Origin of the sequence: Paenibacillus eucommiae (assembly GCF_017874215.1) — a bacterium.
Taxonomy (GTDB): Bacteria; Bacillota; Bacilli; order Paenibacillales; family NBRC-103111; genus Paenibacillus_AI; species Paenibacillus_AI eucommiae.
The window spans coordinates 102,664-117,747 of the sequence record NZ_JAGGLB010000029.1 but is presented as its reverse complement, the minus strand read 5'-3'; the positions used below and the strand labels follow the sequence as shown (position 1 = coordinate 117,747).

Sequence of the window (15,084 nt, the reverse complement as noted above, 5' to 3'; positions counted from 1 at the left end):
GTATGCGCTGGAAGGAGGATTGCAATGACTCGCTATTTCAGAAAAGGCTTTACTATGGCTCTGCAGCAGCCCTTTGCTGTTATTATGATGTTCCTCTATCAAGCCGTCTGGGGCATGATCCTATATAAGCTGGTTCAATCCGTACTGGTGCCGCTTATGCACCGGTATCCAGATGCCAATCAACCGAGAGCGGCCATGGAGCTCTTCCTGATGGAAGGCCAGTTTCAATTGCTGAAAACAGATCTGCTTCATTCCTACGTCTCTTGGCTGGTCATTCTCCTGATCATTCGAATGCTCTTTACCCCACTGCTGAATGCAGGCATTTATTATTCCTTGACACATGACCAGCTTCATGCCGGTTACCGCTTTTTCAAGGGAATCCGTGAGCTCGCCCTTCCCTATTTGCTCTACTATATCCTGCAATTAGCTGCAACTATGCTCCCAGTCATTTGGCTGTTTCCTAAAATTCAGTCCCTTTGGTCCACTCACGGCTCCTATCCATCCGCTCTTACTGCCATATTGCCCTGGTTGATCGGCATTGCCTGCTACAGCTATGGGGTTCGCCTGCTCTTTATGTATATCCAGTTTGCCCGGGCGAGCCGCGTTCCGCTCCTTACCTCCCTGCCCATTTTTCTCCGCTACAGCTGGTTGATTGTATTCACAGCCCTTTTAATGCTGCTGCTATCGGGACTTTTGGCCGGGACTATGATTACAGCTACCTATATATGGGCAGGATTTGCAGCACTTTTGATCTACCAATTGTATCCTTTATTAAAAATATTTATGCAGATTTGGAATATTGCTGCCCAATTTCAGCTTTATGCAGAAAAAGAAAATCTCCCTCATTAACTAAAATACTCAATTCTAGAGGCTTTCTCCATGGAGAAGGTCTTTTTTGTGTCTATTTTCCGAACTTTTTTAATTTTTTTTAATTTTTGTTCGGTTATAAGCAGGAATACGGTTTCATAACTAGAATACCTAGTCCTAGGAATAAAATACCACACGCTTTGCCGAGTTCCCGCTCATACCGGGAAACGGGGGAACCACTCTGGGTGAATTGATCTCGCAATATACGGATCATAGGGAAACCTTCAACCGAACCCTTCAGCTAACCTCGTAGGCATTGGAAGGAGTCAAGCTGTTGAAAAAGGTTATTGTTCTTGGATTAAGCTTATTTTTGTTTTTCAGTTTTGCCATCGGCAGCGCATTTGCGCAGTCGAAGCTAGAAAAAACGGCAGAGGATTTAATTGGTATTAAATACAAATGGGCCGGTACCACAAAAAGCGGATTCGACTGCTCCGGTTTTACCTCCTATGTATTTGACCAACTTGGTTTCAACCTTCCCCACAGCTCCAAAGCACAAAGTCAAGAGGGAGACAAGGTAGCGAAGTCAGAGCTTCGTGCCGGGGATCTTGTATTTTTTGACACCGGTGGCAGCGGGATATCCCACGTCGGTATTTATCTTGGAGACGGTGTTTTCATTCACTCCTCTACGGATGACGGTGTAATTAAGAGCAAGCTGTCCGAATCCTACTACGCCAAGCGCTACATAACGGCCAGCCGTATTCTGGATGATAAGAGCTATGATCGATTAACAGCTGAATCCAAGTAAGAAGCGAATTATAATTTCACGAATACCGCCCTCTCATGATGCTGATTTCAGTCAGCGGCGTGAGAGGCTTTTATTCGTTTCGGAGGGAATCTTCATGCTGCTCTTTATTCATCGCAAGGATTTGCGGATTGAGGATTTATCTGCATTTGACTATATATATTCAACAAATATGCCCAGCCTCCACCTCCTTATTCTGGACCCCTTTCTGCTGAAGAACAAGCGGCATGAAGCCCACAGCGGTATTAACTTTCTACAACACGTTACTCGTCTTCAAGAGCTTTATATAGCCGCTGGGAAAAGATTGCATGTCATTTACGGTGAACCTGCTGCTGTAATAGACCGTACCTTACAAGCTCTCGCTATCCAGGAAATCATATACCAGCAGGATTTTACTCCATATGCCATTCATCGGGATCGCAAGATCAAGGAAATTGCGGCCCAGTACAATGTCAAGCTTACAACTTTTATTGATCACACCTTGGCAGATCTCGCTGATTACCATCGCTACTCCGGGAGAACAGAGCCCTACAAGGTATATACCCCTTTTTATCGAAAATGGAATGAGTACCTGCAAAGCTATTATCGCCCGCCCTCTGCTGTTACCTTAGCCGACCTAAAAACCGTGGAGCTTGATGCAGGCATTCTGGAAAGCTTTCCACTCCCTTTCGATTTAAAAGCTTACACACCTGCGGCGGAACCTTACCAGGTACTTCAGCAATTTCTTGAGCAGCAGCTGCCCGCCTATGTGCAAACAAGGGACCAATATGCGGTTGAGGGAACCAGCTCACTCAGCAAATCCATAAACCTTGGTGCGATTTCCATTCGCAGTGTGTATGAAGCTCTGCTCTTAAGAGAGCATGCGGCTCCTTGGATCAGACAGCTGGCATGGCGTGATTTCTATTTATATCAATCCGTCTACAGTAAGGACTTCTTTACTTATGAAAAGCTCTACGACCTTACTTCCCTGAACGATCGTCATTTCACAAGCTGGTACAAAGGGGAAACGGGGATACCTGTGATCGATGCCGCCATGACCGAACTTAACGAAACAGGGCATATGCCCAATAGACTCCGGATGATCACGGCCATGTTCCTCACCAAAAACTTGCTATGTCCGTTCACACTCGGCGAGCAATATTTTCGCTACAAGCTAAGTGACTATGACAATACCCTGAATCGTGGCGGATGGCTTTGGAGCTCTTCCATGGGCTTCGATGCGGCTCCTTACTTTCGGATCATGAACCCTGTTACCCAATCACAGACTCACGATCCCACTGGTCAATATATTCGCAAATGGCTCCCGCAATTAAAGACCGCCAGTGAAAAAGAAGTTCATCTACCCCAGAAGAATGCCATCGTTGATCTCAAGACTTCAAGAGCTGCGGCTATTGAAGTCTATAAAAACATTTTGCGCTAATAAAAGCTGCTGATCGCTGTACCGGTATGAATAAAATAGGCGTCTTCAAGCGTCGGCTGCACCTCAACAAAGCGGTCATCCGGCGCTTGGCGTGCCAACAGACGGATCTCTGCCTGGTTCCCCAGCAGCTTCAACTGACTGATACGCTGCTTATCCAGCGATTCCAGCTCAGCAAGCGGAACGGATCCCGCCCATACCCGTTCCGGCAAATGACGCATCCATCGTTCAACCGTATCATAGAAATGCACCCGCCCTCTGTCCAACCACAAGATCCGTTCCACCTGCTCATTGCCCCATTCGCTCAATTCATGAGTTGCCACCACGATCAGATGACGTTTGGCGTAACGTGCTACCATCGAAATCACCCGCTTGCGCTCGAGAATGTCCAAATGATTCAGAGGCTCATCCAGCAGAAGGAAGGCCGGAGAGCCCAGAAACGCCTGTGCAATAGCGGCTCGCTGCTTGACTCCTTGCGATAGCGTTCTCAGCTTGCGTTTACGGAAAGACTCAAGTTCAAATTCGCTAAGCAGTATGTTAATCTCCTGTTTATCATAAATACCTTTGAGCTCAGCCAAATAACCTAGCTGGCGTTCAACCGTCATCTCCTCATAGAGTTCAAGCCCGCTTGGCATATAACCCATGTGGCTGCGAATAAGCGGGAGCGATGTTTCTAGCGTTTTCCCCGCATAAATAATGTTTCCCTTCTCAGGCATACTTGCTGTGGCCAACAACGAGAGCAGTGTCGATTTACCGGCTCCATTACGCCCAACAAGTAATGTTAACCCTGCTTGCAGATGCAGGTGTTCAACCACCAAGTGAAACTCGTCGAACCCTAGAGAAATGTCGTGCAAGGTAATCATAATCCGCCTCTTCCCAAATCCAGCCTTTGAAGAGTCAAGCTGCGGCGATATGCTGCAGTGAACAGCACTACTCCGCCTCCTGCAGCACCACAATAAATGGCATACATCCACAGCGGAGTCAGCCACTCACTCCCTTCCAGCCACTGCAAAGCGCCGCCCCATCCAAACCAAATCATGATAGCGGCTGCAAAGCCGCTAATTATTCCCCATCGGAACGAAATAAAAGCGAGTAAGCCACCTAAAAACAATACAGGTGCAAGCCAGTTCAACAAGAATAGCTGCGGCACAAACAGCGGATTGTCATTTACCATAAATACATAGACGCTTCCGATTGAGCCCATCAGCACATGAAACGAGACGACGATCAACAACCGGCACAGAAATAATAAGGCAGGAGGAAAAGGGGTTACGCTTTCGACCATCCGCATCTCCTTGTTCCAGCTTCTATGACTGTATCCGATACCTCCTAACAGAAGCAGCGGAATGGCAATCGAAAATATATCATTCAAGCCAAGTATGAAAGAGGATTGCATATGGCCTACAGCAGTAATCATTATATAAGCAAGTACACTGACCAACCAAAACGATTTGTTGTAGGTCTGCAGCTGCAGCATGCATTGCTTCCATAAAGACGGTTGCTTCCTATCCCTGGTGTCTTTCCATTCAAAGGGGGTATTCTTCTCTCTCAGCAGGTCGAACTCCCCCTGCAGGCTGCGAAGCAGCTGCTGTGTGGCATCCGCTTTTGGCGATGTGGATAAATAACCGGACAACGGCTTTTTCAGCTGCCGCTCTAATCGCTCCAGTTCCCAGTCACTTGGTTCAGACATGCGACTTCTCCTCCCTTTCCAACAACTCGTGCGTCAGCCCATTCGCTAATTGTTTCTTTAGCTTTTTCAGAGCTGTGTATAAATTAGTTTTAACTGTACTCAGCGACAAGTCCAGCACATCAGCGATTTCCTGCAGCATCAAATCCTGATAAAATCGCAGGATGATTATATCCCGCTGCATCTCGGGCAGCTTTTGCAGGGTGCGGATAATTTCCTGCCTCGTTTCCTGTCGTTCATAGATTTCGACTACAGTCGGATGGGCATCCCTCTGTTCGAGCAGTTCATCGGATGTACTTCGCTCAGTGCGATAGCCCCCGCTGCGCCAATAATCGCGGCATAGATTCAAGGCTACATGGTAAAGCCACGGGCGGATTTGCGGCGGAATTTTATCGCTTCTTAATTGCCGGATCAAGCGGATAAACAGCTCCTGCACGAGCTCTTCGGCTTTACCAGAATCCTGCAGCTGCCGCTCCAGGTACCCCAGCAGCGGACTGTGATAGCGGTAAACGAACGCTTCGAACGCGGCCTGATCGCCATGCGCCATAGCTTGTACTAGCTGTTCGTCTGTTATCATCCCCATCCCTCCCTGTTCTCCCTACTCTCCATCATCATGTACAATCCAGCGATCCCTGCGATTTGCCGACCAAATCGCCAGGAGCAGCAGTATCAGCGCTGCAGCAGCAAGCAGCAGCCTGTTCTGCAGAAAGGGAATTTCCTTAGGAATGTCTTTCGTTAACAAGACAAATCTCCCAAGCGCCTTGCCGCTGGACAGCACCTCCAGAAGCCAAAGCGTCATTCCTGCAGCCACCCCTGCATACAGCTTCTTCGTCATAACCGTTAACAGCACAACGAAGGCGATGATGAGCAGATAGGAAGGCAGCGCCTGCAGCAGCAGCTGCGGCCAGCTCGCCTCCATCCACTGCAGCCTCTTCGCTGGAAAAGAGTACAAATCCGTTTCGAGCTTAGTAAATTTCTGCATATAGATGGCAACCCAGCCTATATGCAGAATGATCGCCGAAGCAAGCACCAACGCTATTTTACGAATAAGCATCGCTGCAAATGACAGCGGCAGCGTCGCCACGATTTCCATCACACTGCCGCCAAGCTCCCGCTGAAAAAAGAGCACAGTCAGCAAAACCAACAACGGCAGAAATGCCATTTCGTTGTAATAATACACGGTCCGCGGATTCTCCGGATCTGCAGCAAGCAATGACCAAATCAGCATTAGGTAATACATCCCCGGCACAAGGATAAGACTGCTGCGTAAGCTCTTCAAATCCTGCAGCAGCTTAGGCATCGTCCATCACCCGCTCCCACTCCCGATTCCAATCCTTCATACTGCCGAGTTTTCCATTCGGTGTATCGGTCGTTATATCAGTCGGTGTGCTGCTCGGTGTACCGCCCGATGTACCGCCCGGCTTTTCACCCGGTTTACTTTTTCCGCTATTCATTCGTAAATCTTTAGCATACCAAGCGGCCAATATCTCTTTGACCTGTGCCTGCTTCCCCTGGATAATCGCTTCATTAATCATGTCAATCATTGACGTTCCGATTTCATTTACATCCTCATCCACAAAAAATCTGGATGTGGTCATCATATAAGCTGCCTTCAGTTCCTCGTTCGTCAACTGTAAGAAGTCACGGTAATACATATAAAGAATGGCTTCACGAATTTTACGCGGAAACATATCGGGAGTTTCACCCGGGATTCGAATGATGGCTCTATTAAGATCCTCGCTCCCAAATAACAGCGCAGTCAGTGCCTTGCTTTGTTGAATGTAATCCAAATTGTGGCCTGGTGATTCCTCAATCACGAAGCTATCCCCAATAAGCTCTTCTTTCTTCCAGATATTCTTGCTGCGAAAATCAGACAGGGGTAAATAGTAAATTTGGTTCACATAGTTGGTGTCCAGCTTTAACCAAGAATCATAGTAACTTCTGGCTGCAGTCAGCTTTTGCAAAAATGTTTGGGCCTCCAGCTGATTACTGGGTGAAGTAACTACTCTCAGTGTATCATCAGCTTCAGCCACCTCAATCAAATTGCCACCATAGATCGAGAGGCCATTGTTATACTGCCTTTCAAATACTTGCTTCCCAGTTCCAGCCTCACTTCCACTTCCGGTCATATTGGGGGTCATTGGAGTAATTGTAGCATATACAGAATCATCGAAGCCTTCCAATGTCAGGGTATATTTCGCAAACTGTGGCGGCTCCATATAATAAGCTGTAGCGACTTTATCTGCCCCGTCCTTCAACCACAAATAGTAATTCCCAGGCACGGGATACCAATAAGCTTCTCGCGGCAAATATACGTCCTTCCCTTTTACAAAAGCCAAGAGGAGTTCATTTTTCTCTTCATACATCCAGTTCATAACGGTTCCTTCATATTGAAAAGATACTATTTGTTCCTCCTTCTGGCCATCTAGAAGACCAGGCTCAAAAGAGATCCAATCACCATTCCTTTGATAAGGAATCTCTTTGCCGTTTAGTTCAGCTTTGAGCACTTGGAACATACGATTTAATGTGAATACGATCGGCTCTTGCTGTGACACCTCAGAAGCAGGAAATGTAATCGCGGCTGTTACGCCCAGCTGATCCTGCTTCCTTTTCACCTGTAAATCATAACTATCTACTTCAAAACGCGTTAATATTGAATGCTCACCACCTGGTAAAGTATCCTTGACTACTTGCGCATATGCCTGAAACCTGTCCTTCCAAAACAAACCATACGGAACATACGCTGCAATCGTCACAGCAAGCATGGCAGCACAAAATACGCGCCACTTGAGCGTTGAACCGCTGGGCCTTCCCTGCTTGTAAATGGCTGCAGCCCATACGAGGAGCAAAAGTGTAAAGACGAGCACGAATAACCGGGACAGCCCCACTTCCTGATTCGTTATCGAATATCCCCACACTTCATTTTCAAAAAATGATTTCGTCATAAACTGGCTCAAATGAAACGTCTTGAGGGGATATAAGTTTTGCCGTTGGATAATGAAAATATCTAGGAAATAGGTGCCGAACATCCAGGCGCAAAAGCCAATCATATAGACGATCCGGTTAGAAATAGCCATGGCCAGAAGCATAGCAAGAGCTAGGGTAACGGCATAGGACCATTCATACTGCCATGTAAAAAACATCATTTGTTCCCAGATCACGCCAATTGCGAGCTCCCTTTGCAGCCCAAAATACAGAAACACGACATCCATAGCTACAGTGAATAACGATAAGTACAACAGTCCAACCGCAAATTTAATAAAAATAAGCATAGCGCCCGACACTGGCAGGCTGCCCAGCCAATCATACGAGGGTCTGCGAATATCGCGGCGGATCAGCAGAATGCCAATGATCACGGCAGCACCAAGGCTTAATGTATGCTGCACCTGATGAAAGCTGTAAACAAATGTGTACAAATCCTGAGATGGCGGTAATTTCTTTGCTGCTAACGCAGAGATTTTCGACAAGCTGCTAAACATCCATACGCCAAACAGAATCGGCAATGCCGCAAAAAACCAATTCGAGAACAGAAGCTTTGCTTCCAGCTTGAATTGACGGAGTGCTTTATGCACGTTATGCACGTCTGCCACCACCGATCAATGCCAAATAGCCATCCTCCAGTGTCGGTTTTAAAGCAATGGCCCCTTGAACCGGCTGCTCTTGTGCAATAACTTTGCACGTTAAACCTCCAGTGGCGGACCTGCGGCTGGATACGATCTGCAAATGGGAAAGCCCGGCGAACTGTTGATCCGAAACCTCGATTTCCCATACGTGGTTCTCCGCAAACGCCTGCAGCTGCTGCAGCGTCCCAGAAAGCGCCAGCTTCCCTCGGGTTAATACCGCCAGCTGATTACAGCTGCTTTCAATGTCTGCCACAATATGCGTGGATAAAATGACAGTACGATTGACGCTGAACTGCGCTAAAAGATTGCGAAACCTTACACGCTCCTCCGGGTCCAGGCCTGCTGTCGGCTCGTCGACAATCAATACTTGCGGGTCTCCAAGAAGCGCTTGGGCAATCCCCAGCCGCTGCTTCATTCCCCCGGAAAACGTCTTCACCTTCTTCTTGGCTTTCTCCGTCAAATTCACCTTGGCCAGCAGCGTATCAATCTCCCTGCGCCTCTGCTTGCTGTCCGTGATTCCTTTCATCACTCCCACATAATCCAGAAACTCCAGGGCCGTTAACTGTGGGTAAATCTGGAAAATTTGTGGCAAATAACCGATCACTTTACGAATTTCCTCAGGCCGCTGTAAAGATACATCGTTTATTTTCACACCGCCTGTGGTTGGCTTCAGCAATGTGGCAAGAATCCGAATCAGCGTCGTCTTTCCAGCCCCATTCGGTCCTAGCAGGCCGAACATCCCATGTTCAATATGGAGCTCGATTCCCTGCAGGGCCCATTCGTTTGTTTTATATTTTTTACCTAAATCTCGTATCTCGATCATTTGCTTCATTCCTAACCTATTTGTTTATACCGGTATATCCCTACAACGGAAGAGTCGCACAAAAAGTTTGGATTGATGCATTTTCTTTATAAAGATAGGTTCCCTAGATTAGATTTAGGCGCTGGGAAGAAGATCTGCTGCTTTAATCCCTTTTAATCACTCACAAAGGCCATCCGTCCTCATATAGTGATGAAAATCATCATTAAAGCGCTGATTGGCCTGGAAGCACCTATTTTAACGATGAAAAATCATCGTTAATCAAAAAAAAGACCCTCCCGGAATTAGTTTCCGAAAGAGTCCTTCAAGCTTGTTTACTTAGCCTTTGTCTACTTCACATTAACAACAATCTTTGTGTTCATGCCTCCAAAGCTGACAGTTATAGTTGCTTTGCCTTTTCCTGTCGCTTTGATGATGCCGTCCTTGACATCAGCAACAAGATTTTTCGAGGATTTCCATATAGCAGGGATAGATACATTGGCATCTGAGCCGTCTGTATAGGTAGCAATAGCTGTTACCTGCTTTGTCTCCCCTTTGACAAGATCGATTTGTACTTCACTCGTTTTTAAATATTTAAGCTGATCCACTTCTACTGGAATAGAGACTGTCTTCCCGGCATATTTGGCGGTGACCGTTGTTTTGCCATAGGCGATGCCTGTGACTAAACCGAGCTCTACATCAGCCGTTTTGTATGCACTGGTTTTCCAATCAGCCAGATCGGTCACATCTTTGGTTTTCCCATCAGACAAAGTCGCCTGCAGGCGAATCTGCGATTTGGATCCGGATTTAAGTGAAAGGTAACGGACACTCGCTACTACCTTCTCAACAATCTCGATTTCAACAACAATAGTTATCGTTTTGCCGCCGTATTTAGCAGTAATAGTTGCTTTGCCATTCGCCAATGCCGTTACCATACCCGCTGAAACATCTGCAATCAATGGCGCACTTGAAGACCATTCTGCGTCGTTTGTAACATTCTTAGCAACACCATTAGAATCCGTTGCCGTTAACACAACTTGTCTAATCTCATTCTTTTCCAGAATTAAGACCTTCGGATTTGCCGATAAGGTTTGTGCTATACCCACTTCAATGGGGACAGATATCGTTTTATTCTCGAAGGAAACTGTAATATTAGTCTTGCCGTTGCCAATAGCATTCACAACACCGGCATCCACTTCTGCAACAGCGGGATCTCCCACTGTCCAGGCCGCTAACGAAGTTACATCTTTAACCGTTCCGTCTGTATAAACAACGGTTACTACGATTTTAGAAGAGCCTCCCTTTTCCAAGATCAGCTTCTTTTGATCCGCTGTCATGCTTTTTATAACTCCAATAGATACAGGAATGACGGTGCTTCTAGTGCCGAATTTAGCCGTTATAGAGGTCGCTCCTGTTGAAACGCCGGTAATAAGACCTCTGCGCACTTCAGCGATCGCACCAGAGGCGGATAGCCATTCGGCTTGCTCCGTAACATTTTCTTCGCGTCCGTCCACATAGATGGCTTTAAGCGTTAATTGTTGTGTGTCCCCAATTTGCAGGGCAACGCTGGTTTTACTGAGCGTAATAATTCTCGGGATGTCGACATCAACCAGTATAGTCAATGTTTTGCCGCCGTAGCTTGCCTTAATCGTAGCTTCTCCGGATTTATACGCCGTAATTTTGCCTTTAATAACATCTGCAATAGCTGGATTCGAAGAAGTCCATTCTGCTTTCGAGGCAAGCTCTTCGTCTTTGGTTCCATTTGCATATGTGGCAATAACCTTTAACTGCTCGGTACCAGCAACTTGCAAGGATATAAACTCCTTGTTGACATCCAGTCTTCTGGGAACTTCTACATCAATATTAATTTTGATAACTTTATCGGCATATTTCGCCGTTATCACCGCTTCTCCTGATTTATGAGCAATGACACTACCTTTATTTACATCGGCAATCTCTGTATCGCTGGAGGACCACTCCGCTTTACTTGTAATGTCATCTGTCGTGCCGTTCAAATAAACAGCTTTTAATTGCAGCTGTTCCGTACCATTCACCCGCAGAAACACATCCTGCTTGTTGATTTCCAGCTTTTTTGTTGAATCCACATCGACTTTAATGGTAGCAGTCTTTGTTCCATACTTGGCGGTAATGGTCGCCTGCCCGGCTCCATAACCGGTAATGACACCTTTGAGAGCATCCGCAACTGTTTCTTTATCTGTTGACCATTCGGCCTTATCTGCAACGTCCTCTACCGTTCCATCGGGAAAGGTCGCCATCAATTCAATCTTCTCCTTGCCTTTAAGCAGCAGAGAAACTTCCGCTTTGCTAGGGTCTAACCTCTTCACAATCTCAATGCTAACAGGAATTGTGGCTGTCTGATTGCCGAATTTAGCCGTTATTATGGCAGTTCCGGAAACTTCACCTTTAACCAATCCATTGGTTACCGTAGCCACAGCATAGTTATCAATCGTCCAATCCGCCTTCTTGGTAACATCCTCAATCGTTCCATCCTGATAAACCGCGGACAGCTCTACTTGCTCGGACATTCCTGTACGGATGTTGATCGTATGCTTATCTTTAGTTAAGGCCTTTACTTTCTTTGTAACTTTTACATTCACAACTACCGTTTTGGTCTTATATGTTGCGGTCAGTGTTGCTGTTCCTACATCCTTCGCCGTTATAGTTCCTGCATATACAGAGGCTATTGACGAGGAACTGCTTGTCCAATCCGTCTTCACTGTCACATCTTCAGTCTTGCCGTTAACATAAATAGCTGTCGCCGTAAGGGATTGAGAATTGCCCATTTCCAGTGCAAGCTCATTCTTAGATAAAACCAGGCGTTCAATTTCTTCATCTGCCGCAACGGCGGCCCCTGCCATAACATAGAGCGATAACATTACAGTCAAAACAATAGCTAGTGATTTCTTTAACAGCATGCTGTGCCTCCTTATTTCAAAACCATACTTTTCTGGGCGTTCTTCTTATATGTCGGCATCCAGCCATCATTTCTTTAGTTTTTTACAAATTTAATACAAAACACCACATGAAATGCTAAAAGCATGCTATCTCAGAAAAATTAACAGTAATATTCCCGCAGCGAAGCAGTAGTAAGCGAAATACTTCAGATTTCCCTTCGCCATAATATTCATAAACCATTTCATTGAGAAATACGTGACAATTAAAGTAGCTAGAAAAGCAACCAAATAGGGAAGCGCTAATGCCGATCTGTCAGGATCATTCACAATGTCGGATGTACCGAGCACCAGACCTCCCAGACTTACCGGAATGTAGAGCATGAATGAAAATCGAAGTGCTGTATCCTGTTTCATGCCAACTGCAATGGACGTAATGACCGTTGCCCCGGAACGGCTGATCCCTGGAATCAAAGCAACGGCCTGGGCTAATCCTACGAGCACTGCATCTTTAGCGGACAAGTCTCCATCCCGTTTGCGGCCACGCAAATTGCGGATCAGCCATAATGCGGTTCCTGTAAAAAGGAGAGCAATAGCTACCATATGTACGGAAGAGAAATAAGCTTCAATTTTATCCTTGAACAGCAGCCCGATGATTACCGCCGGAATTGTGCCGATGACCACATACATAATGAACATAAAATCCGGTTTGTATGCAGCCTCCCGCGTACGCACGTACTTGTACCCATGCAGGATCAGTCTGGCTATATCTTTCCGGTAAATAAAAGCAATGGCGAGTAATGAAGCTGTGTTCGTTAAAATTTCAAAAGCCAGCCCTCTCCGCTCCACACCAAGCAGTTGCTGAGCGATAATGAGATGCCCGCTTGAGGAAATCGGTATAGGCTCTGTAAATCCTTGAATCATCCCTAAAAATAAATACTTGAGTAACACAATCATGTCGAATTCCATGAAATTGCCTGCTTTCTCAACACAAATTTTCTATCTTTCTATCCATCTTAACCCAAAACAGCTTTAACTCTCAATGCTTCTAACCAGACTAGCAGTTGGGTCTATCTGAGAACAAAAGAAAAATCCTTCAGCATTAAGCACTGAAGGATTTTATGAAGCATCACTGCCAAATAGGTGACTTATTGACCAAGCAAAATTTTCGCATATGGTGAATCAATTGGCAGCATGATGACCGGTTCATTCATCAGCGTTGTTTTATAGCTTTCGAGCGTTCTATAGAAGCTATAGAATGCTGGATCCTTACCATAAGCAAGGTTATAAATTTTAGCTGCTTCCTGTTCACCCTCGGCCACGATTTTCTTAGCGTCCGCTTCCGCTTGTGCAATCAGCTCTATCGCTGTGCGGTCCGCTTTGGAAGTGATTTTCCGTGACTCCTCGTCACCCTCGGATAAATATCCGGCGGCTATTGACTGACGGTCAGAAATCATACGATTGTATACGCTCTGTTTATTACCTTCAGGCAGGTCTGTACGTTTAATACGGACATCTACGACTGTAATCCCATAGTTATCGCGCTCAAGAGCCGTAGATACATCGCTTGTTATCTCATCGTTGATGTTACCCCGTGCCGTGTTTTCACTAATAATATTATCGTAATTGACTTCAGAAAGCTTACGGCGAACCGAGTTGTATACGGCCTCATCGATACGCTGTACACCTACGCTAACGGTTTGTGCAGTTTTCAAAAACTTCTGCGCATCGTCTATTCTCCATACGGTGTAGTTATCAACGATAATCGGCTTTTTATCTTTGGTTAAAATAGAGGTCGGATTGCTCTCATATGTCATCTGGTATTTAGGCAGCATCGTGATATTTTCGATAAATGGTATTTTGATACTTAAACCCGGGTTCTCAATTACTCTTACGGCTTCACCGAATTTAAGAACGACCTTGTATTCGCCTTCCTTGACAACAAACAAAGAATTAGCTAACAAAATAATGAGTCCCAATGCGGAAACTGCCATAATAATTAGTCTTCTCTTCACTTAGCAGCACCTCCTTGCGCCGGCTGACCTGCTGGTTGCCCTGCAGCCTGACCTCCGCCTTTCAGCAATTCATTAATAGGCAAATATTTAACGGTATCGCTGTTGGAGTCGGAAACGAATATTTTGGCACTCGGCAATATTTTCTCTAATGTTTCCAAGATGAGACGGCTTTGCGTCACTCCGGGGCTCTTGGCATATTCCGCATAAATCGCGTTAAATTGAGCCACATCACCCTCAGCGTTCAGAATCCGCGACTTTTTCTCCGCTTCCGCGCCTTCAAGCTTAGCTTGCGCTTCACCCCGTGCTTTTGGAATGCGGTCGTTCTCATACTTCGTAGCATTGTTGATCTTCGTATTTTTTTCCTCACGCGCGTTGGTTACTTCACGGAAGGCTTCCTCTACTTGACCGCTTGGCGGTTCAATATCCTGGAATTTAATATCAATGATTTGGATGCCTGTGTGGTACTTCTCTTGAAGCTCTAACAGCTTCTCTCTAACTTTGTCCTGAATTTCTGTTTTTCCGTCTGTAATGGCATAGTCAAGCTTTTCTGATCCAATCACAGAGCGGATAGAGGAGCTGGCTGAATTTCTTAGAAACTGCTCAGGATTGCTGATGTTGTACAAATAATCGTGAATGTTGCTGATCTTCCACTGCACCACAGCATCGGCGGAAACAATATTCTCATCACCCGTTATCATCATCGCTTCTTCCTCAACCGGAATGACTTTGTCGCCCTCCTGGCGGTAGCCGATATAAATACGCTGTGTCAGCTCCGCCGGAACTTTAATGACATGCTGGATTGGATACGGCCATTTGAAATATAGCCCTGCCTCTTCCTCCCCTGTATACTTGCCAAAAGTCAGCATTGCCGCCCGCTCATGCTCCTGAACGGTGTAAAACGATGAATAGCCTACCATAAGTGCAAATACTACCGCGACCCCTATAATTATTTTCTTAATCAATCCCGGGGGTATTTCTGGAGGTCTGTTCTGCCACGGATTTGGTTCATCATTATGCATCGC

At 46.0% G+C, this 15,084-nt stretch carries 13 protein-coding genes and 1 riboswitch; of the genes, 3 read left to right on the top strand and 10 right to left on the bottom strand.

The features are described from left to right. Nucleotides 1-24: 24 nt before the first annotated feature. The 3 genes from J2Z66_RS31720 (at nt 25) to J2Z66_RS31710 (ending at nt 3,029) form a co-directional block, all read left to right on the top strand. Nucleotides 25-849 (top strand): hypothetical protein, encoded by an 825-nt coding sequence (locus tag J2Z66_RS31720; protein WP_209976779.1) that lies wholly within the window; start codon nt 25-27, stop codon nt 847-849. Between the two features lie 149 nt (nt 850-998). After that, a riboswitch (cyclic di-AMP (ydaO/yuaA leader) is annotated at nt 999-1,138 on the top strand. A gap of 3 nt (nt 1,139-1,141) precedes the next feature. After that, nucleotides 1,142-1,612 carry a C40 family peptidase gene (locus J2Z66_RS31715; protein ID WP_209976778.1) on the top strand — a complete coding sequence of 157 codons (471 nt, stop codon included), beginning with the start codon at nt 1,142-1,144 and terminating at the stop codon, nt 1,610-1,612. A 94-nt stretch (nt 1,613-1,706) separates the two neighbouring features. After that, nucleotides 1,707-3,029 carry a cryptochrome/photolyase family protein gene (locus J2Z66_RS31710; RefSeq protein WP_209976777.1) on the top strand — a complete coding sequence of 441 codons (1,323 nt, stop codon included), beginning with the start codon at nt 1,707-1,709 and terminating at the stop codon, nt 3,027-3,029. On the opposite strand, the gene J2Z66_RS31705 is transcribed toward J2Z66_RS31710, so the two are convergent. The 10 genes from J2Z66_RS31705 to hflK form a co-directional block, all read right to left on the bottom strand. Further along, nucleotides 3,026-3,889 (bottom strand): ATP-binding cassette domain-containing protein, encoded by an 864-nt coding sequence (locus J2Z66_RS31705; RefSeq protein ID WP_209976776.1) that lies wholly within the window; start codon nt 3,887-3,889, stop codon nt 3,026-3,028. The genes J2Z66_RS31710 and J2Z66_RS31705 overlap by 4 nt on opposite strands. After that, a complete protein-coding gene (locus J2Z66_RS31700) occupies nt 3,886-4,716 on the bottom strand; it encodes a hypothetical protein (protein ID WP_209976775.1) in 831 nt (276 codons plus the stop codon). Before J2Z66_RS31700 ends, J2Z66_RS31705 begins: the two co-directional genes overlap by 4 nt. Further along, nucleotides 4,709-5,290, bottom strand: coding sequence for an RNA polymerase sigma factor (locus tag J2Z66_RS31695; RefSeq protein ID WP_209976774.1), 582 nt, complete (start codon nt 5,288-5,290; stop codon nt 4,709-4,711). Before J2Z66_RS31695 ends, J2Z66_RS31700 begins: the two co-directional genes overlap by 8 nt. Before the next feature lie 21 nt (nt 5,291-5,311). Next, complete coding sequence (locus J2Z66_RS31690; RefSeq protein WP_209976773.1) at nt 5,312-6,013, bottom strand: hypothetical protein; 702 nt, start codon at nt 6,011-6,013, stop codon at nt 5,312-5,314. After that, complete coding sequence (locus J2Z66_RS31685; protein ID WP_209976772.1) at nt 6,006-8,294, bottom strand: hypothetical protein; 2,289 nt, start codon at nt 8,292-8,294, stop codon at nt 6,006-6,008. The genes J2Z66_RS31690 and J2Z66_RS31685 overlap by 8 nt, the downstream gene beginning before the upstream one ends. Next, entirely contained in the window at nt 8,287-9,159 is an 873-nt protein-coding gene (locus J2Z66_RS31680) for an ABC transporter ATP-binding protein (RefSeq protein ID WP_209976771.1), read from the bottom strand. Before J2Z66_RS31680 ends, J2Z66_RS31685 begins: the two co-directional genes overlap by 8 nt. Nucleotides 9,160-9,485: 326 nt before the next feature. Then, nucleotides 9,486-12,071 (bottom strand): Ig-like domain-containing protein, encoded by a 2,586-nt coding sequence (locus J2Z66_RS31675; protein ID WP_209976770.1) that lies wholly within the window; start codon nt 12,069-12,071, stop codon nt 9,486-9,488. Between the two features lie 126 nt (nt 12,072-12,197). Continuing rightward, nucleotides 12,198-13,016: an undecaprenyl-diphosphate phosphatase gene (locus J2Z66_RS31670; protein WP_209976769.1), complete on the bottom strand. Its 819-nt coding sequence runs from the start codon at nt 13,014-13,016 to the stop codon at nt 12,198-12,200. A 179-nt stretch (nt 13,017-13,195) separates the two neighbouring features. Next, nucleotides 13,196-14,062, bottom strand: a complete 867-nt coding sequence (gene hflC / locus J2Z66_RS31665) for a protease modulator HflC (protein WP_312894858.1) — start codon at nt 14,060-14,062, stop codon at nt 13,196-13,198. Then, nucleotides 14,059-15,081, bottom strand: a complete 1,023-nt coding sequence (gene hflK, locus J2Z66_RS31660; RefSeq protein WP_209976768.1) for an FtsH protease activity modulator HflK — start codon at nt 15,079-15,081, stop codon at nt 14,059-14,061. Before hflK ends, hflC begins: the two co-directional genes overlap by 4 nt. Nucleotides 15,082-15,084 lie beyond the last annotated feature (3 nt).